At 45.7% G+C, this 20,512-nt stretch carries 18 protein-coding genes; 7 read left to right on the forward strand and 11 right to left on the reverse strand.

What is annotated here, in order from left to right; genetic code table 11:
• The first annotated feature begins 223 nt into the window (after positions 1-223).
• Positions 224-1,378, forward strand: a complete 1,155-nt coding sequence (locus tag RIB93_RS18880) for an AAA family ATPase (protein ID WP_446374485.1) — start codon at positions 224-226, stop codon at positions 1,376-1,378.
• Between the two features lie 194 nt (positions 1,379-1,572).
• On the opposite strand, the gene RIB93_RS18885 is transcribed toward RIB93_RS18880, so the two are convergent.
• From RIB93_RS18885 to RIB93_RS18920, 8 genes are all read right to left on the reverse strand, one after another.
• On the reverse strand, positions 1,573-2,013 hold the full coding sequence (locus RIB93_RS18885; RefSeq protein ID WP_446374487.1) for a QcrA and Rieske domain-containing protein: 441 nt from the start codon (positions 2,011-2,013) through the stop codon (positions 1,573-1,575).
• Between the two features lie 141 nt (positions 2,014-2,154).
• Positions 2,155-2,439, reverse strand: a complete 285-nt coding sequence (locus RIB93_RS18890) for a peptidase (RefSeq protein ID WP_446374489.1) — start codon at positions 2,437-2,439, stop codon at positions 2,155-2,157.
• A 221-nt stretch (positions 2,440-2,660) separates the two neighbouring features.
• Complete coding sequence (locus RIB93_RS18895) at positions 2,661-3,368, reverse strand: MIP/aquaporin family protein (RefSeq protein WP_446374491.1); 708 nt, start codon at positions 3,366-3,368, stop codon at positions 2,661-2,663.
• Between the two features lie 334 nt (positions 3,369-3,702).
• Positions 3,703-5,025: a sensor histidine kinase gene (locus tag RIB93_RS18900; protein ID WP_446374525.1), complete on the reverse strand. Its 1,323-nt coding sequence runs from the start codon at positions 5,023-5,025 to the stop codon at positions 3,703-3,705.
• 272 nt (positions 5,026-5,297) lie between these two features.
• Positions 5,298-5,423, reverse strand: coding sequence for a hypothetical protein (locus tag RIB93_RS18905; protein WP_446347639.1), 126 nt, complete (start codon positions 5,421-5,423; stop codon positions 5,298-5,300).
• A 15-nt stretch (positions 5,424-5,438) separates the two neighbouring features.
• The gene (locus RIB93_RS18910; protein ID WP_446374493.1) at positions 5,439-6,113 is read right to left on the reverse strand and encodes a response regulator transcription factor; all 675 of its coding nucleotides are present in this window, start codon (positions 6,111-6,113) and stop codon (positions 5,439-5,441) included.
• A 391-nt stretch (positions 6,114-6,504) separates the two neighbouring features.
• The gene (locus RIB93_RS18915) at positions 6,505-10,227 is read right to left on the reverse strand and encodes a hypothetical protein (protein ID WP_446374495.1); all 3,723 of its coding nucleotides are present in this window, start codon (positions 10,225-10,227) and stop codon (positions 6,505-6,507) included.
• A gap of 44 nt (positions 10,228-10,271) precedes the next feature.
• Entirely contained in the window at positions 10,272-10,520 is a 249-nt protein-coding gene (locus RIB93_RS18920; RefSeq protein WP_446374497.1) for a hypothetical protein, read from the reverse strand.
• A 558-nt stretch (positions 10,521-11,078) separates the two neighbouring features.
• Here RIB93_RS18920 and RIB93_RS18925 point away from each other — a divergent pair.
• The 5 genes from RIB93_RS18925 (at position 11,079) to RIB93_RS18945 (ending at position 16,092) form a co-directional block, all read left to right on the forward strand.
• Positions 11,079-11,249, forward strand: a complete 171-nt coding sequence (locus RIB93_RS18925; RefSeq protein ID WP_446374499.1) for a hypothetical protein — start codon at positions 11,079-11,081, stop codon at positions 11,247-11,249.
• Between the two features lie 166 nt (positions 11,250-11,415).
• Positions 11,416-13,962: a CHAT domain-containing protein gene (locus tag RIB93_RS18930; protein WP_446374501.1), complete on the forward strand. Its 2,547-nt coding sequence runs from the start codon at positions 11,416-11,418 to the stop codon at positions 13,960-13,962.
• A 55-nt stretch (positions 13,963-14,017) separates the two neighbouring features.
• On the forward strand, positions 14,018-14,605 hold the full coding sequence (locus RIB93_RS18935; protein WP_446374503.1) for a Uma2 family endonuclease: 588 nt from the start codon (positions 14,018-14,020) through the stop codon (positions 14,603-14,605).
• Positions 14,606-14,800: 195 nt separating this feature from the next.
• Positions 14,801-15,484: an SDR family oxidoreductase gene (locus RIB93_RS18940; protein WP_446374505.1), complete on the forward strand. Its 684-nt coding sequence runs from the start codon at positions 14,801-14,803 to the stop codon at positions 15,482-15,484.
• A 299-nt stretch (positions 15,485-15,783) separates the two neighbouring features.
• Positions 15,784-16,092, forward strand: a complete 309-nt coding sequence (locus RIB93_RS18945) for a hypothetical protein (protein ID WP_446374507.1) — start codon at positions 15,784-15,786, stop codon at positions 16,090-16,092.
• 12 nt (positions 16,093-16,104) lie between these two features.
• On the opposite strand, the gene RIB93_RS18950 is transcribed toward RIB93_RS18945, so the two are convergent.
• Complete coding sequence (locus RIB93_RS18950) at positions 16,105-16,839, reverse strand: SDR family oxidoreductase (protein ID WP_446374527.1); 735 nt, start codon at positions 16,837-16,839, stop codon at positions 16,105-16,107.
• Between the two features lie 171 nt (positions 16,840-17,010).
• Here RIB93_RS18950 and RIB93_RS18955 point away from each other — a divergent pair, with 171 nt between their 5' ends.
• Positions 17,011-17,976, forward strand: coding sequence for an aldo/keto reductase (locus tag RIB93_RS18955; protein WP_446374509.1), 966 nt, complete (start codon positions 17,011-17,013; stop codon positions 17,974-17,976).
• Positions 17,977-18,230: 254 nt separating this feature from the next.
• Here the strand turns inward: RIB93_RS18955 and RIB93_RS18960 are convergent, their stop codons facing one another.
• Entirely contained in the window at positions 18,231-18,650 is a 420-nt protein-coding gene (locus RIB93_RS18960) for a hypothetical protein (protein WP_446374511.1), read from the reverse strand.
• Between the two features lie 88 nt (positions 18,651-18,738).
• The gene (locus tag RIB93_RS18965; RefSeq protein ID WP_446374513.1) at positions 18,739-20,403 is read right to left on the reverse strand and encodes a CTP synthase; all 1,665 of its coding nucleotides are present in this window, start codon (positions 20,401-20,403) and stop codon (positions 18,739-18,741) included.
• Positions 20,404-20,512: the final 109 nt, after the last annotated feature.

Below are 20,512 nucleotides of genomic sequence, written 5' to 3' on the forward strand. Positions count from 1 at the left end.
CGGCTGGCGTAACCCCAGTTAAGGGTTCCTCAGAGGTTACGCATTTAAGTTCTAGACGTGTCAGGGTACGTTTTTACAACGTCCATCTAAGGAGTTCTTTAATCAATTGCATGAGGCTTTTGCCGGACAAGCTCAACTGATCAGAGTATCATCAGCAGTATCAACAACAATTGCTGCTTTTTCATCCCGGTGTCATTTTATTGCCATCAGCCTACTATAAGCCATGAAAGTCAAGCGCCTGAAAATCAACTCGTTCCGTGGCATCGGCGATCTGACGCTGGAGTTCCAGGAGACTGAACCGACAGTCTTGGTGGGGATCAACGGAACGGGAAAATCCAGTATTCTCGACTGTATCGCACTCCTGCTTTCCCATTTTGTGGCGGAACTTCAAGATCCAATTGGAACGGGACATTTTATTAATGAACAGGACATTACCGAAGAACGGAAAATTCCGCGACATTTTTTTAGTCAGGAAGATATCGCCAATGGCGCTCATCAAACCAAAAATGAGATCACGATTTCCTTGAGGGAACGGCAGATCAGTTGGTTTCTCTCGTTATCCAATACCAAGGGACGACCTAGGGGCGGGAACATGCGAGAATTAGAAGGAATTTGTTTGCGAATTAAGAATCAGTTGCAAAACAATCTGAATGTGAATTTACCCGTCGTGGTTTACTATCCCGTCAACCGCCAGTTTTGCGACAAGGTTACCCAAGAAACAACTAAATACTATTGGTCGAACCAACTGGCGATTTATGACCACGCCTTAACGGGTGTGTCGATTAACTTTAGCAGCTTCTTCGAGTGGTTTAAGGATCTTGAGGATCTAGAAAACGAATGGCGTCGAGATAATCCTGAACACCGCGATCGCCTCCTAGAAGCCATCCGCCAAGCAATATCCTCTCTGTTACCCGGTTTTGCTAACTTCCGGGTGCGACGTGCCCCCTTACGGATGACAGTGACGAAACAAGGTCGAGAATTAGTCGTTAATCAACTATCAGAAGGTGAAAAAGGTTTACTCTCACTCGCCGCCGATTTAGCCAAACGATTAGCGATCGCGAATCCGGGGTTAGCGAATCCCCTAGAAGGGAATGGTGTGGTTCTGATTGATGAGATTGAACTCCATCTGCATCCGAAATGGCAACATGAGATTGTGCCAGCACTGACTCGCACTTTTCCCAATTGTCAGTTTATTGTGGCGACTCATTCACCCCAGGTGATTGCCAATGTCAACCCGGAACAGGTTTACCTTCTCCAAGCTATCCCGGATAGTGATATGGAAGACACTCCGATGATTATCGCCAAACATCCAGAACCCTCAATGAGTCAAGACAGCAATTCCTTGATTCAAGAACTGATGGAGGTTTCGGTTAGCTAGAGACAGCGACAACCCTTAAGTCCAATATTCTGACCTGAGCGAAGGTTCAGGCGGCGTGGGATAAATCGCCAGTCTACAGACACATCATTTTAGTCTCTCCTAGAACTCGAGTTTATTGACATCTAAATCACCATTCGTAGGGGCACGATACTATCGTGCCCTCAACATAAGTTGCGTTTGTGTGTAAGCTGGTTTTAACCAGCTTTGACCAGAATTAAATCATCTTCTTGCTTCACCTCATAACCAGCCAAGGAATCTTTAGCGGGTCCTTGAATGACTTCGCCATCAATTGCGAATTTAGAATCATGACAGGGACAGACAAATTCCGTTTGCTCACCTTGCCACTTTACTGTACAACCCGTGTGAGTACAGGTAGGATTGACAGCTATAATCCTGTTCGAGTCCTCTGGATCACGCAACACCAAGATTGAACCGGCAAAAAATTGTTCGTTGAGGATTTCACCCTCTTGATCCAATTGAGCGACTGTACCCACCGACTCAAATCCATCCGCACGAGTGGGATTAGCCGCAGAGGTTGATTCATCGGTTTTGGGCGAACAAGCAACAATGGCGACGGGCAAGTAACTGGCGATACCACCAATTCCCACCCAAGTTATAAATTCTCGGCGATTCATAGGTTAAAAAGTCTTGACGATAGCCCTTCCCAAGGGGGTGAGGGACAGCCCAGTGGAGAGACGCAAACATTACACCCCTACCACTATACGGCAGTAGTTGTCACTTTTGAATTGTGACTTGAATCCTGAATCATGATTTTATTAATTGCCTGTTTTGTGGGTAGATAGACGTTTTTTAAATAAACCCGTCATGCTCAACCCTGTAACTAACAGCCCCACTAATCCCAAACCATTCAACAACGGATAGATGGTGTCGAGACCTAAAATTTTCAGGGTATGCAGTTGCATCAGAAACCCGCCGATCTCGTCTTGATGGAACCATTCATCAAAAATGGTGTAGCCTATGCCAGTAATCACTGTCAGAATTAAAGGTAGACAGGCAGCGATCGCGATTAAGCGGTGGTATTTACGAAAGGTGCGTATCATGGGCATCCCCTCCTCCATTGCTTGAGACTTCTGAAGTTATCCATCACCGTTTCCGGCTGTTGTTAAGACTTTAGGTGAAAAAGGTAAAGAACTCGGGTGGATACCATAGTTGTACCAAAAAAAAGTTGGGGAAAGTCGTTAACTCCCCCAATTACAGGTTGGTCTTGGTTAGGCATTGCCCATCTCACAAGTCATTTCTCTCACCAAGATGGAGTTATTACCTAGTTTTCACCCTCCTTAGACTTGATCGCACGTTGACTGCGGTCTTCGAGCAGGTAATGGTACACTAAAGCCGCCGCACCACCACCAGCTAATGGACCAAGCCAATAGAGCCAAATGTACTGGAGTCCCCCTCCCAATAAAGCTGGACCGAGATAACGAGCAGGGTTCATGGCGGCACCACTAATCGGTCCACCCGCCAGGATATCGAGGGTAACGGTTAACCCAATAAACAAACCGCCGACTTGGGGGGCGCGTTTATCCATCGCTGTGCCAAAAACCACGAAGACGAGAAAGAAGGTGAGGATAAATTCCAGCACTAAGCCCATAATTGGAGTTTCTCCATTACCTAGTGCAGGTGTACCCATGTTAATGGCTCCTAGTGGCTCTAGGGGTATCGCTAACTTAATCAAACTGGCAGCAAAGATGGCTCCTAAACACTGAACAATAATATATCCCAAACCATCTTTGAGATTAATTTTGCCCGCCAACCAAGCGCCGAAGGTGACGGCTGGATTGAGATGACCCCCACTAATGGCGGCGGTAGCGCTAACCATGACAGCAATGGTCAAGCCGTGGGCTAGAGCAATGGCGACTAAATCGACATCGGTGTCACCTTTTATGATATAGTTTGTCGCGATCGCACCAACGCCAATAAATATTAAGGCAAACGTGCCGATAAACTCAGCAATTAAAGCTTTTGAATTCATTATCTCTAGTATCTTAATACTCTGTATAAACAGCCTTGCCACTCGCTGAGAATGGCTTGGTACAAAAAATAGACGGTAAATGTAAAGATTCGGTAAAGAAATAAAAGTTGTATTCCGTCACACCACCATTAGGGGTTCTTCTGTGCCGTTCCCCGACTTAAAAAAAAAGACATGGTTCGAGACCATGATTTTGGGTAAAAATAGGTCGAGGTGTTCAGTGTTGTGCCTAAGCTGTCATGCATTTAAATTGGGTATTAGTAGCGAGCTTTCTGGCTCGCACTACAAGGATTTCGTCATTATTGACATTAAGGTTTAAATGCCGAACAGCTTACCCCTAAGAAAATATAGGTAGATACACCTGAAAACAACTGCCAACTCCTAACTCACTCCTCACCGTAATGTCTCCACCATGACGTTGGGCAATAGCTTTGGCGATCGCTAAACCTAACCCAGAACCCTCCTGGCGCTGAGTTCGGGCTTTATCGGCTCGCCACAGGCGATCGAAAATAAAGGGTAAATGTTCTGGAGCAATACCAATCCCTGTATCCTCCACACTCACAACCACCCAGGTTTCATCTGTACTCATCGACAGGGTAACTGTACCCCCGGATGGGGTATATTGCAGAGCGTTTTCGAGCAGATTACAAAAGACACGAAAAAGCTGAGAGGCATCCCCCTTGACAAAAATGTCCTTTTGTAGTTCGAGTTTCAGAGTAGTAGCTTGAGCTTCAGCGTTGGGTTCGAGACGCTCCTCAACATCCTCCAAAAGTTCATCAAGGGGAATCACCGTCCATTCGCGGGTTGGTGCAGCGGTTGTCGCATCCGTTCGGGCGAGTAACAGGAGATCCTCGACCAAACGACTCATCTGGCTAGTCGCCGACGCGATCGCATTCAATTTTTCCACATCCGCCGGATGAATCCGTTCTGGATGAGTCTGCATTACTTCCACTGACGCCTTAATCGCCGTCAGGGGGCTGCGTAACTCATGAGATGCATCGGCTGTAAACTGTTTAAGTTGCTGAAAACTCTGCTCAATGGGCTTCATCGACTGCCGAGTCAGCCACATACCGCCCACTCCAATCAGTCCTAACGCCAGAACACCTGCTACACCTGATCCCCAACGTAACTGGGTGAGGACAGCTTCCACAGACTCTGTAGATTCACTGGCGCGAACATAACCTTCGAGTTGTCGTTGTCCTTGGCTGTAACTGTACGCGGGAATCGTTAAGGTACGAATCTGCCCTTGTTCCCCTGTCTGGAATCCTTCTTGCAGGGGAAAAGTGGGTGAAAGGGTGCCAGAGATAGCTAATCGTTGCTTATCTGCCCCAAACCACTCCACACCTTGATCCGGTTTACTTAGATTTTGCCAGGGAATGTCGAGATCACCATCTCCATCTAAAGGGCGATAAGCTGGTTGATCAACGGCATCTTTATCCTGCTTAATCGCCACTAAACTATGAGCCGCCGCTTGGGCTAAATTGAGCAGACGGTTATTTAATTGCTGATAGAGACTATGGGCAAAAAATTCGTAGACTACGCCATTGGATATGACCCGAATTGCCACCATAACCATCAGGTAGGAACCCAACAGACGCCAGCGCAAGGCTTGAAACTGGGGACTGACAGCATTTTGAGCTTTCGCGATCGCTGAGGGCATGGTTTTGACCCGTCGTGACCCTTGATGAAATGATTGTGAGGGTGTAGGGGCGGGTTTAGGGATTTTCTTTTTATTGATGGTAACCTTTTGGCGAAACCCGCCCTGACTGAGTGTTGAGGGTTGACGCTTCGCGTTCGGCGAGGGAATAATTTTCAGACCTAATTTTGATAAAAAGGAATCCAATGTTTTCTATCTCCTATCAATATTACTCGGAGCGAGCTCTAAATGTAATTTCTTCTTCCCCTGCTTCCTCAAGGGCGGGTTTAGTCAACTTATCGGTTTAGCGCCTGCATGTTATCTGTAAAACCCGCCCCTACACCCCCGGTTCCCTCTGCTCCTCTATCCCTTGCCGTATTGTGTCTCCTATTTCCCTCATTTGCCGTATTTTCTCTACTCATACGTCTTTCCCCTGGCTAATTTTGCTTAAGCCGATACCCTATGCCATAAACCGTTTCAATCAAATCCGGTGGAGCGCCGACTGCTCTAAGTTTCTTGCGTAAATCTTTAATATGAACCTTAACCGCGTCTTCTCCGGGTGGATCATCCCATGACCAAAGCTGTTCTAAAATAGCGCTACGACTCTGCACACGACCATGACTTCGTAACAGTAATTCCAGCAAACTGTATTCCTTGGGTGTCAGATGCAGGGGTTGTTCAGCATAAGTGACTTGACAGGTATTCGGATCGAGGCTGAGACGTTCCCACTCCAGCACTGGGGGTAGGCTAGAATTGCCTCGACGCAGTAATGCCCGAATCCGAGCCGTTAATTCTGGCAAGTCAAAGGGTTTCACCACATAATCATCTGCACCTGCATCTAATCCGATTACCTTATCATTGCTGGTGTCTTTAGCCGTCAGCATCAGCACCGGGGTCATTTTACCGGAACGTCGCAAGCGTTGACAAAAGCTAATTCCATCCAGTTTAGGTAGCATCACATCCAGCAGGATGAGTTCATAGTTGAATGCTTCGACGAAATCCCAACCCGCTTCGCCATCAGTCGCCAGATCAACAATATAATGTCGATCTTGCAGAGTTTCTGCCAGCGCTTTGGCAATGCGCTGATCATCCTCAACCAGCAGAATCCTCATGATTGTTCAGTGCTATTCACGGGTAGATAGTTTCTATAATAACCTTTCACTTTCATCAACTATAAATTGGATTCGCAGCAAACAATTTTGTCTCATCTGTCGATAACAAAGTCTGACAGGTAAACACAGCCGCCAACTTTAAAAGTATTACATAAGGATTCGGGTTAAGATTTAGCAAGTAGGTTGGGTTGAGGAACGAAACCCAACGTATCAGGTTAGCATGAACATTATATCAAACTTGACCTGCTCCCAATGGGATTCGCGTCAGGTTGGGCAAAAGCTAGCCAAGTCTTACTGATTAGTAGGCGAGTCAACACCAATAATAGGCTGTCCTATTAGCGTTAGTCCAGCGACTCGCCCCTACAAAGCGTTTGTGTAACGTTCTCCCTGTTCAATTACAACTTGAAGATTCTGCTTCCTCTAGCACATCTGACACCCAGAACAAATATATTAAAAAGACGGATTGTTGAATCGATTCTAAACGGTTAGCCCACTCAGCAACTTCTGGCAGGTTCATGGTTAACTCAATTCTTCCGTCTCTAGAACAATCAGCAGGCGGCAGGATTTGTTCATGTAGTTCTGCAAGTCCCTGAACTACAGTAGTTAAATGGGGACGATTTTCTTGCTCTGAAGGCGAAAGCTGCTTGGAATAGTCAATTATTTCTGTCTCTGTGTCTAACACAGCTTGGAATATCTCACCCATCGGAGTTGTGAGTCGTTGAATATATTGCTGAAGTAACTCGTGTCCCTGCTCGTCTAGTTCTGGCAGTTGTTCAAACTCTCGTATGTGTGACACCAATAATGACAACTGCAACAGCAATCCTGTGAGTTTTTGTCCAACTAGCAAACGAGGATATGTCCAAGTTGTGAGTGCCAATTGAGAGAAAGCGTTTAATGGAATAGCAACTGGCACAAAATTCCATCGCCCAAACGTACCCTCACCTGTATCCACAGAGAAGAGAATTGAGGAGAAACACCAAGCCGTTCTATCCAAAGATTTACCTTTTAACAACGGCACAATGACAATATTTGACCAAGTGAATGTGATGGCATAGTGCCGTAATTCATGATTCTGAGAAACAGCGATCGCTCGGCGAACAGCAGAAACCACTCCTTCAACAGTGTTATACACATCAAACACATTTTCCCCATTAATCACCAGCCATAGAGTTCGCTCCTCTTCCCAAAGTACGTCCTCTGAGAGAATACTGACTTGTAAACCAATTCGGGAGAGCCTCCGTAGCTCTCTCTTAATATTTTTTCTGATTTCTCTAACTTGATTACTGAATTGCTGTGTACATTGCCAGGTGGCGTTTTGGAATCGCTGATTGGGATGAAAGGCAAAGAAATACCATGAACACCATACATTGTTAAATATGGCTTGTTCTAAGCGTTCTAAGTTACTTAGCTCATCAACTTCTGCAAATTGGGTTAAAAGACTTCTAAACTCTTCTTGGAACTTAGGCAATACTTTCCGAGCATCCCCTAAATTTAGTACAGATAGACGAGCCTGTTGACTTAGATCGATGTTGGCTTGCTGGGCAACTTCTTGAACTCTAGTATTTTCTCCATTCCTGAAATAGGGATGAAAGTTCAAAACCCATTCAGCTTGCCTAAAGAAGTTCAAGCATGCACTAGTATATTTACGAAAAGCCTTGTGATAAGGTTTATATTTTTCTACAACGAGATTTTGACGTTGGTAAAGAGCTTCCTGATTTGACTCCTTTGAGCGATCGCGACTATCAGAGACAAAGCCCCATTCATCAAAAGCACAGCTTGGTAGTAAGGGAGAGGACTGTAAAAGTTGCTGACTGCGAGTCCATGAACTGGATTCAATATGTTCACCCATGATTTTTGTCATCTTTTTTTCTCTAAAGTAAATATCTAGACCCTGTTTCAGTTGTTGCAGGACTTGCACAATTGTTCGTCGTAATTCCAAAACAAGTTGAGTGTATTCTTCCCATGTCTTAGGTCGTACAGTCTGCTCCACTAATCCTCTAAATGTGGCATTCAGCGAAACTAACCAATGGAGTGGAAAGTTAGAGTGTGGGATGTGTTTGTGAGTATCATCAGGGAGTTCAGCATTGATCCAGATTTGATGCCCATACCCTTGGCTGCAATATCGTTCTAGGTCTGGAAAAATTTTTCTGCATAACTTCAATCGATACATTGCTGCATTCAAGAAAACTTCTTCCCAGTCAGTTTGACTAGGTTGAGATTCTGAGCGCTGTACACCGGGTTGAGATAGCTCAGTCGGGAAATGAGATTGAATATTCTGCCTGTTGTTAAGTTGTGGTATTTCAGATGATAAAGTTTCACTATGAAATAATTCAATTAAGAAATGTAATCGAATATTTTGTCCATCATTTTCTAAAACTAATGTCTGGGTTTTCCGTTGAAATCGACGAATTAATCTAGCGTAATTATCATTTATCCAGGAGCGATAGCCTGATTTATCGCAGTAGAAAAGCCCAAGGGCGATATCTGCCAAAATTTCAAGAGTTAATGTCTCAACGGCACTATCTATGTCAACACGAGATAGGCAATTAATGATGGGCAATGTTACTTTTAACCGTCTTACCCAAAACAAAGTTTCTGCCATCCCAGCCCAATCTAATTCAAGTTGGGGAGGAATTGGTTCCTGAGTTAAGTTTGATAGCCACTGAGAAGCACGAACAAATATCTGACTTGTCTCGGTTTGACGACTGCGGAGGGCTTCCACCTGTGCCAATCCCTTCTCAGGTAATAACCGCGCTAGTGTTGAGTGAAGATTTGCATCTGGACTGACACCAGCAATATCTACATTGAGAACGATTTGCCAGCCGCTACTCGCTTCTTTGTCAATATCCAAAATCAGTTGTTGATTGGTTTCAATATATTCCTTAATGCCAAGCCAAATTAAGGCTCGGACTACACCCGCGATCGCAACCCATCGTCTCGGCTGGTATGAATCAAGTGCATTTAACAATGGTTCTAGCTCAGTCCGATACCGTGAAAAGGCATAGAGTAGAAAATTGCTAACGTCTTGTTCAACGATAAACGGTAAACATTCCGTAGCAGTGTCAGACCAAGGATAGAATGTCGAATCAGTCAGTATATCTACCAAAATTCCTGAACGAATGGGATGCAACCCCCCAACCCAAGCACTGTTATTTGTAGTTTTCAATAAATAATACTCTTTTTCCATCACCTCCAAAGTTCGCTGTGGCGCAGGCAATTTGAGGGAACGAACCAATTCTCTAACCTTCAAACGTGCTTCAAAAGCTGACGCAACTGAAACTAATCGAAGTAATGTGAGTTCGGCTTCAGGACGTTTTCCGACTCTAACCTCATCTTCAATTTGTCTAACCTGCTGTCGTAGTTTCTCCCGGAGAGAATTTCCTTGCGTAACAAGATAGACAAATTCCATTAAGGGTCCTTCACCACCAAACCGATTCCAGGCATCGTCGAAGTCCAGAAATTGGGTTGGTTTTTCCGTATCTACTAAAAATTGATAAATTTCTGCCGCTTCAGGACGATCAAACCGTAACTCTACTTCAGAAAACTGTAGCTCTGCGCCAGAAATGCTAGTGCGGCGGAAGTCTTCTTCTCGAATCGTAACCAGAGTTTGGATATTTCGATGGGAGGATAGTTGTTTGACAAGCTCATCCCAACCCACATCATTCGGTGCAACGTCTAGATAAACAGCGATGGGAATTTCGCTCTCCTTAGCTTGCCTTGCCAGCGCATTGGCGATACTTAAGGCATCTTTACGACCTTCAATTACCTGGACTTGGAAACGTTGATGATCTCGAAAGAAATCATGCAAGTACCTATATGCCAGAGTCGTTTTTCCTTGTCCAGAAGCACCATGAACAATTACGAGCTGGTTTTCCTGGAATTTCTGATTAATCTCATTCAGCTTATTCGGACGGGGTTTATCAACTGCGGCAAGAATATGTTTGTACCGAGCTGAGATTCCACGATAAAACTCATTCGATAACGTCTCCCGTTCTTGGGCTTCAACATCTTCATTCTCAATGGGTGTGATCGAGGTAAACCCTTCAACGTAGACGGTTCCTGGTGAGTTAATAATGTATTGGTCTCGTCCGTAGTTATTATTCTGCTGCGTCACAAGCTTACCGACTCTCCCTGGTTAGAATACATAACGTTCCGGTACTAAGACCCGCCAATCCGAATATTGCCTGACGGTTGATTGATGATGTTCTGATCCCGCCCATAATTGGAATTCTGCTGTGTCATTGGTTCACCAGGAAACGGAACGGAATTGGGCATTTCTCGTTCTTCAGCAGTCGTTACACGACCTGGAAACGCTGGCTTTTTATCTGGCTTGGCACGTTCCTGAAGAGCCGCTAATAATTCAGTCTCCGCTTCTTCCTTAGACAAGTTGACCAAATTTACATACACGGTTATCCCAAGTAACCCCTGCGGCTATGCTTTTCCCCCGTACCGTATCCGCCATCAAGTCGGTTGACATGATCGCGATCGCAAAACTTTTCGGTCTACTGAAATTCGTTGTGTTAGATTTTGTATGATAATTCCCTATTCCACCATTTTAGATGAAAACTATAAACACCCCAACTATTCTGATGACAGCGAATAAACCTGATGTTTTTCTCGCTACTAATACCCAATTTAAAGGCATGACAGCTTGCAGCAGTGCCGTTCCTCTACAGGTAATGACTGGTATGCTGGTGGGCAATGCCCACCCTACTTCTACTTCCTTTCCCAGAGTAATTTCCGGATGTATCCCTCTCGTGCAACCGTTGCTAAGATAAGAGAGATTGAACTGAACCCCAACAGAACCAGTCTGTACAATCACAACTGAAACCTTCTCTAGGGGCAGGTTTAGTCAAATCGGGGCGGAAAAAAACGATAATCGTGAAACCCACCCCGACATTCGGAAAAACTCCTTCATCCCGATGTACATAGCAACGGAAAAATGCTGGATGTGGCTTACCCACTATGGCTAAAAAAAAATCCCTAGCCCAAATCAGTGAGCCAGGGAACGTCAATCAGGGTGCATCTACCATTTCACTCTTCTGGAATAGGCGGGGTTTATCCGGAACAATCCTGGATCAGTTCCTCAATTTGAGTTCAGTAGCATCCGCCGCCGAAAAATTCCAGCGTTCTTAACAAGGGTTAATGTCTCGCCCCTCATCCATACGGTCAAAAGGTCTCATTAAATACATGACTCGCGTCTGAGTCCCTAAACTCTATAAGGAAACTTTCATAGAATTAAATCAATCTATATCTAAAGACACTATGAATGCTATAAATCTTGAAAACCCAGTAAAAACCCTTGACATTCAGCAAACTTGACCAGGCAATAGCAGTGGCACAGGAATTCCATATCTCTGTGACCCCTTTGGGGGACGACCAGCATCTAGTGCGGATTGAACGAGTCGCACCCGGGGTGCCTTTGGCAGAAGAACAAGTGCGTTGGCCCATGGATGAGTGGTTAACGCAAGCGAGACAACTGATGAATGATCCCCTCCTGGGCTTGTTACAAGGGGGTGCTGGTGGTATGGATGAGCTGTTTTTCTTGCCTAACTCCGATCAGCAAGTGCGTCAATCCTGCCAAAACTTGGTGGCGCTGGGTCAGGAACTCTATAATGCCTTATTCCAAGGGAGCTTGCGTGATAGTTGGATGATGGCACAAGCGATCGCGCAAAATCAACGCACTGTATTACGACTGCGTCTGGGACTCAAAGGGAATCGCTTACCTCGCTTACCCTGGGAAGTTCTCCATGCAGGCGATCGCCCTTTGGCAACCGGGACGGATGTCGCCTTCTCCCGATATCAACTCAGCACCGGGTTGATGCGACCGATTCATTCCCTCCCCCCTCAAGCCAATCCTGTCCTGAAAATTCTGATGGTCATTGCTGGACCAAGTGACCAAGAGAGTTTAGAACTGGCACAGGAAGCAGCACATCTACAAGAAGAACTCAAAAACCGTTCTCGCCAAGAACCCCCGGCGATTCAACTCACCATTCTCGAACAACCGGGACGAGAACAACTTACCCAAGCTTTAGAACAAGGTCAATATCAAGTTTTCCATTATGCGGGTCACAGTAGTCTGGGGGATTCTGGTGGGGATGTTTATTTAGTTAGCAATAAAACCGGATTAACGGAAACCTTAAACGGCAACGATTTAGCCGGATTGCTAGCAAATAACGGCGTGCAATTAGCCGTATTTAACTCCTGTCGTGGTGCCTATACAGCCACCTCAGACCCCCTAAATAATGGTAAAGACCGCAATTTAGCCGAAGCCTTGGTCAAACGAGGCATTCCCGGTGTTCTAGCCATGGCAGAACGGATTCCTGATGAAGTGGCACTCACCCTCACACGCCTCCTTTATCGGAATCTCAATCAAGGCTATCCCATTGATCTGAGTCTGAGTCGGGCGCGACAGGGGCTAATTTCTGCCTATGGCTCTAACCAATTATATTGGGCGCTGCCCGTACTTTACCTGCATCCCGAATTTGATGGATTCCTCACCAACGTGGACGATGACTATCACCATCGGGAAGAACGATTACAGTTACCGGAACCACCAGATATGCCTTTAGTCTCTGATGAAAGTGATGCCGAACTATTCACACAACAGATGTTAAATAGAACGAGGTTAGAGGATGAGGATGAATTCCTGCTAGAGGAGAAACCTCCCCTAGCTGATTATGAATATCAACCGAGGCAAAATTGGCTCGATGAGACGCCCTCAGAGGAGACGCCCTCAGAAGATGAGGGGAATGATCCGTCTAGCTTTATTAAGAATTTACTCGAACAACTGGATAGTGAGCCGGAGATCGAGGAACCTAAGTTACCTCGCCCAGACGCGAATTATCCACCCCAAACCACACCTGAACCAGACAATCAGGACGTACCCAACCCGCCGCCTCAGCAACCCACAATTTCCTCAGCAGCGCCAGCATCAACGTCTGTGCCAAAAACAGCAACGCCGTCATCTGAACAGACGGTAACGCCGAAACCAGTGGAATCGACTGAAAAGGGATGGCGTTCTTGGCTGGTTGCGCCTAAACTGTGGATTGGATTGGGGGTTGGTGCAGTTGCGATCGCACTATTAAGTTTTGCCTTGGTTTGGAACCGTCAGCCGCGACCTGATACGTTAATTACATCGCCTGATTCTCCTGTGTCGAGTCTACCTCAATCCTCAGACTCAGATGGAATCAACTTAGACAAAGCCGAAACCAGTGACGTCACCGCTTTCGCGATCGAACAATTGGGTCAGGGGAATATCGACGCCGGAACTGAAGCGGTTGAAGCTTTACTCAATCGAGGCGCGTTGTCTCAAGCCGATGCAGCTTTAAAAGCTGTTTCTACCTCCCAATTGGATAATCCAACCATCAGTTTTTTGAGGGGACGTCTGGCTTGGCAGTCGCTTCAAACTGGGGATACAAACTATAATATTAGCGATGTGCGACGGTATTGGGAAACGGCGGTTAAAGCCCAACCTGATTTTGCAAACTATCACAATGCCCTTGGCTTTGCCTACTACGCAGAAGGAGATTTCGAGCGAGCCAACAATGCCTGGTTAGATGCTCTCACCTTAATTGAACAAGAGCAAATCGATGCAGATGTGGCGGGAAATGGGGCGAAAAAAGAAGCGTTAACAGCGTATGCGGGATTGGCTTTAGGATTCTGGAAATCCGCTCAACAACAGCCAGCCGAAAAGCGCACCAATCTTTTAAATGAATCGTTGAAACTGCGGCAAAAAGTTCTCCAAGATGACCCCGTGAATTTTCAAGCCGACGCCCTGAGTCAGAATTGGCTTTGGTCTGAGCAGGCGATCCAAGATTGGCGATCGCTGTTAGGAGAAACCCAATAAAATCGGCATAGGTGGGTTCCAAAAATTCGATAAAATATGCTGTGGTAATACCTGTATGAATATAGCAACTATTCCTCTGCCTTCTCGGATAAAATTGAGTATCGATTTAACTGATGATCAGTTCTTTGAGCTGTGTCAGAGAAACCGAGATTACCGATTTGAGCGGACAACATCAGGGGAATTACTAATCATGTCACCAACGGGTAGTGAAACGGGAAATCGCAATATTGAACTCGCCTATCAACTCCAAGCTTGGAGCCGTCAGAATAATTTAGGGATTGCTTTTGATTCCTCGAGTGGCTTCAAACTTCCCAATGGTGCCGAGCGTTCCCCTGATGTCTCTTGGATACGCCGGGAACGATGGGAAGCGTTAACTCCGACACAACAAAAGAAGTTTGCCCCGATTTGTCCAGATTTTGTCGTGGAATTGCGTTCGGAAACCGATTCGCTGAAAGAACTACAAGAAAAAATGAGAGAATATAGGGATAACGGGGCAAAATTGGGATGGTTAATTGACCGTAAAAATAAGCGAGTTGAGATTTATCGTCCAGGAGAGGATGTAGAAATTCTCAACTCTCCGGCTACTCTGTCAGGAGAAGATGTGTTACCGGGATTTGTGTTGAATTTAAAGGGAATTATGTAGTGTAATTGTTGCCAAGGGGAAGCAGAGGGCGCAGAGGGCGCAGGGGAAGAAGAGGGCGCAGGGGGAGCCATAGTAAATTTTCCCTGATAATTGAATTCCGGTGAATAAGCTGGTAAGTATAGCAGTAGGCGCGATCGCATCTTCCCGTATCGCCTTAATCTATTAAAAGAAAGGTATCAAGGGAAAATAGTAACCATGGCAAAAGTAATCGTGATTACAGGTGTCAGCCGGGGTTTAGGTCGAGCGATGACCGAGGGATTTATCGCTCAAGGACATACGGTTTTGGGTTGCGCTCGAAACGAGGCGACCATCAAGGATCTCAATCAGACGTTTGGTTCGCCCCATAATTTTACAGTAGTCGATGTTGCCGACGAAGATCAGGTCATGGCTTGGGCAAAACTTCTGATCAATGAGTACAGTCCACCGGATTTGCTGATTAATAATGCGGCGATTATCAATAATCTGGCACCTCTGTGGGAGATTCCTAGCCAGGAGTTTTCTGATCTGATTGATGTCAATATCAAGGGAGTCGCCAATATGCTACGCCATTTTATCCCAGCAATGATTGACCGGGGAAGCGGTATTATTGTCAATCTAAGTTCAGGATGGGGACGCTCAACCTCGCCCCAAGTCTCATCCTACTGTACCTCTAAATGGGCAATTGAAGGCATGACGCGATCGCTAGCTCAAGAATTGCCTAAAGGAATGGCGGCGATTCCTCTGAGTCCCGGTATTATCCATACCGAGATGCTGGAAGTTTGCTACGGCGCAGAGGCGGCGTCTTATACAGCCATCCAAGATTGGAAGAAAAAAGCAGTTCCCTTCTTGCTGCAATTGACTCCGGCTAATAATGGTCAACCCTTGAGTGTCCCCGCATGATATAATCAGAAGTTCGACTCTGCGTTTGAGGCGAGACGGCAATTATCTCGCTTCAGCCTAAAAACAGCAGGTAGAGGAGAAAAGCGGGAGCTATACAAAGTTTCACAAATAAAGCCTTGGGAAACCTCGCCCAAATCAGCTAAAATCGACTAATCATGTCAAATATTTGATAGTACGACGAAAGCAAAAAGGCGAGATTTTCTTGACTTAGCTATGGGGAAATTACCGTTCAAGGCAAAGCTCTGGACTCTAAACCAGGGTTTAGTACAGCATCAAGAATCAGGGAGGATTAAAAAGTAGTGGATAACGTTTATAAACGCCACTCTTATAAGGCAAAGTTTGATCAAGCCGAACGCTACCACACCCATTGGGATGAATATTTAATTATTCCGATTTGGGAGAGAAAAACAGGGCGTTGGACAGTAACGTGGCTAGAATCAGAACAGTTGCTCGAACCGACTATTATTGATCCCTTTGGCGGTTTTGATTTCCCCACAGCTCAAGCCGCGATATCGGCGGCAAAATCTCTCATTGATCATTGTTCAGATGTGGCGGCTCGCAATGCTTTAGAAGATAGGCTGATAGAAATTTTAGAAGGGAAGGGATGAGGGAGATTCAGATCACCAGGCAAGAGGCTGACGATTATTAAAGAAACCACCCGTGGGTCCATCATCGGGTAAAGTCGCCAGCCAAACCGGGGTATCCGCACCTTGCTCAACAGTTAACGGTGCAGCGTCAGACCCCATATCCGTTTTTACCCAACCTGGACAAACTGAATTAATTAAAATATTCGTTCCTCGCAATTCTTTGGCAAATAATGCTGTCACTGCATTGAGAGCTGTTTTAGACAGCCTGTAGGTAGGAGTGAGATAATCATAATAAGGTGAACTTGGATCACTCATTTCTGTAAGGGAACCCAGGGTACTGGACATATTCACAATGCGACCATAATTTGAGGCTTTCATTAAGGGAATGCAAGCTTGACACATTAGAAAAGCGCCATAAAGATTTGTTTGCAGGGTTTGCGAGAGCGTATCAAAATCTACATCCAATACAGATGTTGTTCTATCCAGTAGCACCCCGGCATTGTTCACGAGAATATGTAATTCACCAAATTCTTGGTTAAGCCAACTAACGGCTTTGTCAATACTCTCATGACTGTTCACATCCAAAAGACAGAAATCTACGTCTAATCCTTCTTGCTTAAGTTTTTCGCAGGCTTCCCGCCCCTTGTTGGCATCTCTCGCTCCAAGAATAACGCGGATGCCTTTTTGGGCGAGTTGTTTACTAATTTCAAACCCTAAGCCTTTATTCGCACCTGTAACTAAGGCAATTTTACGGGTATGATATTCCATATCCTTGTACTGAGAGGTTTTCAGCAACCTACTATCTTGAGGTTTAAACTAATTGTACCTGGGATAGACGCCAAGACCCTGCCAAAGCTTAGAAGATTTGATGAGATTGGCTTATCGGTTAATCCCTTGGCTAATTGGAGTTAAAATTGTCTACGATCACAGGAATTGGTTATGGAAACGCGACCTTTAGGAACTTCCGATATCCAAATCACACCGATTATAATGGGTACCTGGCAGGCGGGTAAGAGTGCCTGGGTGGGGATTGAAGATGCGGAAACGATTAAAGCTATCCGAGCCGCTTTTGAGGCGGGTATCACGACGGTGGATACCGCAGAAATCTATGGTAAGGGGCATTCTGAGCAGATTGTTGCCCAGGCATTATCCGATGTGCGCGATCAGGTGGTTTATGCGTCCAAAGTGTGGGTGGGGAATCTGAAACACGATAAGGTTATCGAAGCCTGCGATCGCTCTCTGAAAAATCTACAGACGGACTATATCGACTTATACCAAATTCATTGGTCCCCCGGAACGTTTAATACCGAGGTAGTGCCGATTGAGGAGCCAATGAGCGCCTTAAACAAACTGAAGGAACAAGGCAAAATTCGGGCAATTGGTGTATCTAATTTCTCCCGCGCTCAGTTGGAAGAAGCAGCGCAGTATGGGAAGATTGACAGCTTACAACCGCCTTATTCCTTGTTTTGGCGTAAAGTTGAGCAGGATGCCAAACCCTACTGCATTGAGAATAATATATCAATCCTGGCATATTCATCTCTCGCTCAAGGATTGCTCACGGGTAAATTTGGACCCGATCATCAATTAAGAGAAGGCGATCATCGTGCCAAAAATTGTCTGTTTCAAGGAGACAACTATCAACGAGCGCAGCAAGCTGTAGATAAACTGCGCCCAATTGCCGAACGCCATAATTGTAGTCTGGCTCAATTATCCCTCGCCTGGTTAATTGCCCAACCACAAACTCATGCGATCGCGGGGGCACGTCATGAAGGACAATCATCTAGTAATGCCAAGGCTGCTGAGGTTAAATTATCTCAAGAAGAACTACAAGAAATTGACGCGATCGGACGTATTGTTACTGATCCCCTGGATGATAATCCCGTGATGTGGGATTGGAATTCATAACAGACCAATAATTAGGGCTTGCTGCACAAACTGGAAACCCTTATCAATCAAGGCTCAGCAAGCCCTACTTAGTGCAAGTCTCTTGTCCGCCATCTGTGTCTACTTAAGCTACAGCTCCCGGAGCCATGTAGAGCCGTTCCATGGCGCGTCTTAACCCTTCTTCGTTCACGGAATGCGGATCTGTAGGGGCGGGTTTTACCACTATCGTTTCTGAGCCAGCCCCGATTTGACTAAACCCGCTCCAATTTAACTTTCTAAGAAATAACATAACCTGTTTTACGTTTAATATAATCTAGAATCTTCTGATAACTCTCTGGATCAGTTTGCTCATTAATAATAATCGGAATTGAACTATCGGGTAACCAAAAGGTTAACTTGCCACTCGCCGCGTGAGAAAAGCTACTGATGCGGTTGAGATCGATTACATAGTCACTGCGCTCATATCTAACTTGAATCCAAGATCCAGCTAGGGAATGAGCACAGACTTGTTGAATATAATCCAAAACTTGATGATACCCCTCTGGATCACCTTGCTGATTAATGATAATCTGGTGGGCACTATTCGGCAACCAGAAGATAATTTTGCCGTTGGGAGCGCAGGCAAACGCACTGATGCGATCTAAGTCAATCACATAATCACTGCGTTCATAATCAATTTGTATCCAGTACGCCACAAAACCTCCTCAAGCCATTGTGAGCTTTGAGTTATGAGCTGTGAGATAATTTTGGCTCGCCTCATAACTCAAACTTCAAATCTTTAGGTCACGATACCTGCACAGGGGATTGCTGGATCATTGGAGCATTGGTTGGGGAAATTGCATCTTCACCCTGACATTGCTCGATCGCAGCTTGCACAAATCCTTTAAACAAGGGATGGGGCGCACTCGGTCGAGAGCTAAACTCTGGGTGAAACTGAGTTGCCAGGAAGAAGGGATGATCGGGGTATTCAATGATTTCCACTAAGCGACCATCGGGGGATGTGCCACTAATCATATAACCTGTGTCTAAAAGCAGGTTACGATAGGCATTATTAAATTCATAGCGATGTCGGTGACGTTCATAAATCACCTCCTCCTCATAGAGTGAAGCAGCTAAGGTATTGGGCAGAATCCGACAAGGACACATCCCTAAGCGCATCGTACCCCCTAAGTCCACAACATCCTGTTGTTCGGGCAACAAGTTAATCACGGGATTCCGAGCATTGGGTACAAACTCGGCACTATGAGCATCCTCAAGCCGCGCAATATTTTGCGCCCACTCAATCACAGAACACTGCATTCCCAAGCATAAACCCAGGAAGGGAATTTTTTGGGTACGGGCATATTCAATTGCTGCTACTTTGCCATCCACGCCTCGGATACCAAAGCCTCCCGGAACAATGATCGCGTGGGCTTCGGCTAAAAACTTTTCCGCACCCTCGGTTTCAATATCTTCCGAACTTACCCAACGGATGTTGAATTCACTCCCTAATGCGATCGCGGCGTGGCGCAATCCTTCGACAACGGATAGATAAGCATCACTCAAGCGGATATACTTACCGACAATGGCAATTTCCACCTGATGGATGGGGCGGTGCATACGTTCCACCAAGGTTTGCCACTGGCTTAAATCCGGTTCCCGTTGGGGGAGTTGTAATAGATCTAAGGTTTGGTTTGCCAGTCCTTCTTGTTCTAGAATCAGGGGGACTTCGTAGATGCTATTGGCATCAGGAGAAGTAATCACCGATTCTACAGGCACATCGCAGAACTCCGAGAGTTTCTCTTTAATCCCTGGTTGCAGGGGGCGATCGCACCGACAGACTAAAATATCCGGTTGAATGCCAATCGAACGCAGTTCTTTCACCGAATGCTGAGTCGGTTTGGTTTTCATTTCACCCGCTGACGGAATCCAGGGTAACAGGGTAACGTGCATATACAGCACATTATTGCGCCCCACATCCTTACGGAATTGACGAATCGCTTCCAAAAATGGTAAGGATTCAATATCCCCGACGGTTCCCCCAATTTCGGTAATTACCACATCCGGATTGGTATTTTTTGCCACCCGATGAATCCGTTCTTTAATCTCATTGGTAATATGGGGAATCACCTGCACCGTTCCCCCCATGTAGTCGCCGCGACGCTCTTTATTCAGAACCGCCTGATAGATTGATCCGGTGGTGACACTATTGAGGCGGGACATCAGCGTATCCGTAAACCGCTCATAATGTCCCAAATCTAAATCCGTCTCCGCCCCATCTGCTGTGACAAAGACTTCCCCATGTTGAAAGGGACTCATCGTTCCTGGATCGACGTTAATATAGGGGTCTAGCTTAAGAATCGACACCGAATAATCTCGCGATTTGAGTAATCGTCCTAAGCTAGCAGCAACGATACCCTTACCGATGCTAGATACAACCCCACCTGTTACAAAGACAAATTTAGCCATAGAATTTTTAAGTACTCAGACTTTTCAAGATGCACCCCGTTAATTGTGCCACAGTCTTTTAAGATTGTTTGGAGTCGGGCTGGAGTGTGACGCCCTCAATCACTCATAA

It is taken from the genome of Coleofasciculus sp. D1-CHI-01, assembly GCF_040218875.1.
Taxonomy (GTDB): Bacteria; Cyanobacteriota; Cyanobacteriia; order Cyanobacteriales; family Coleofasciculaceae; genus Coleofasciculus.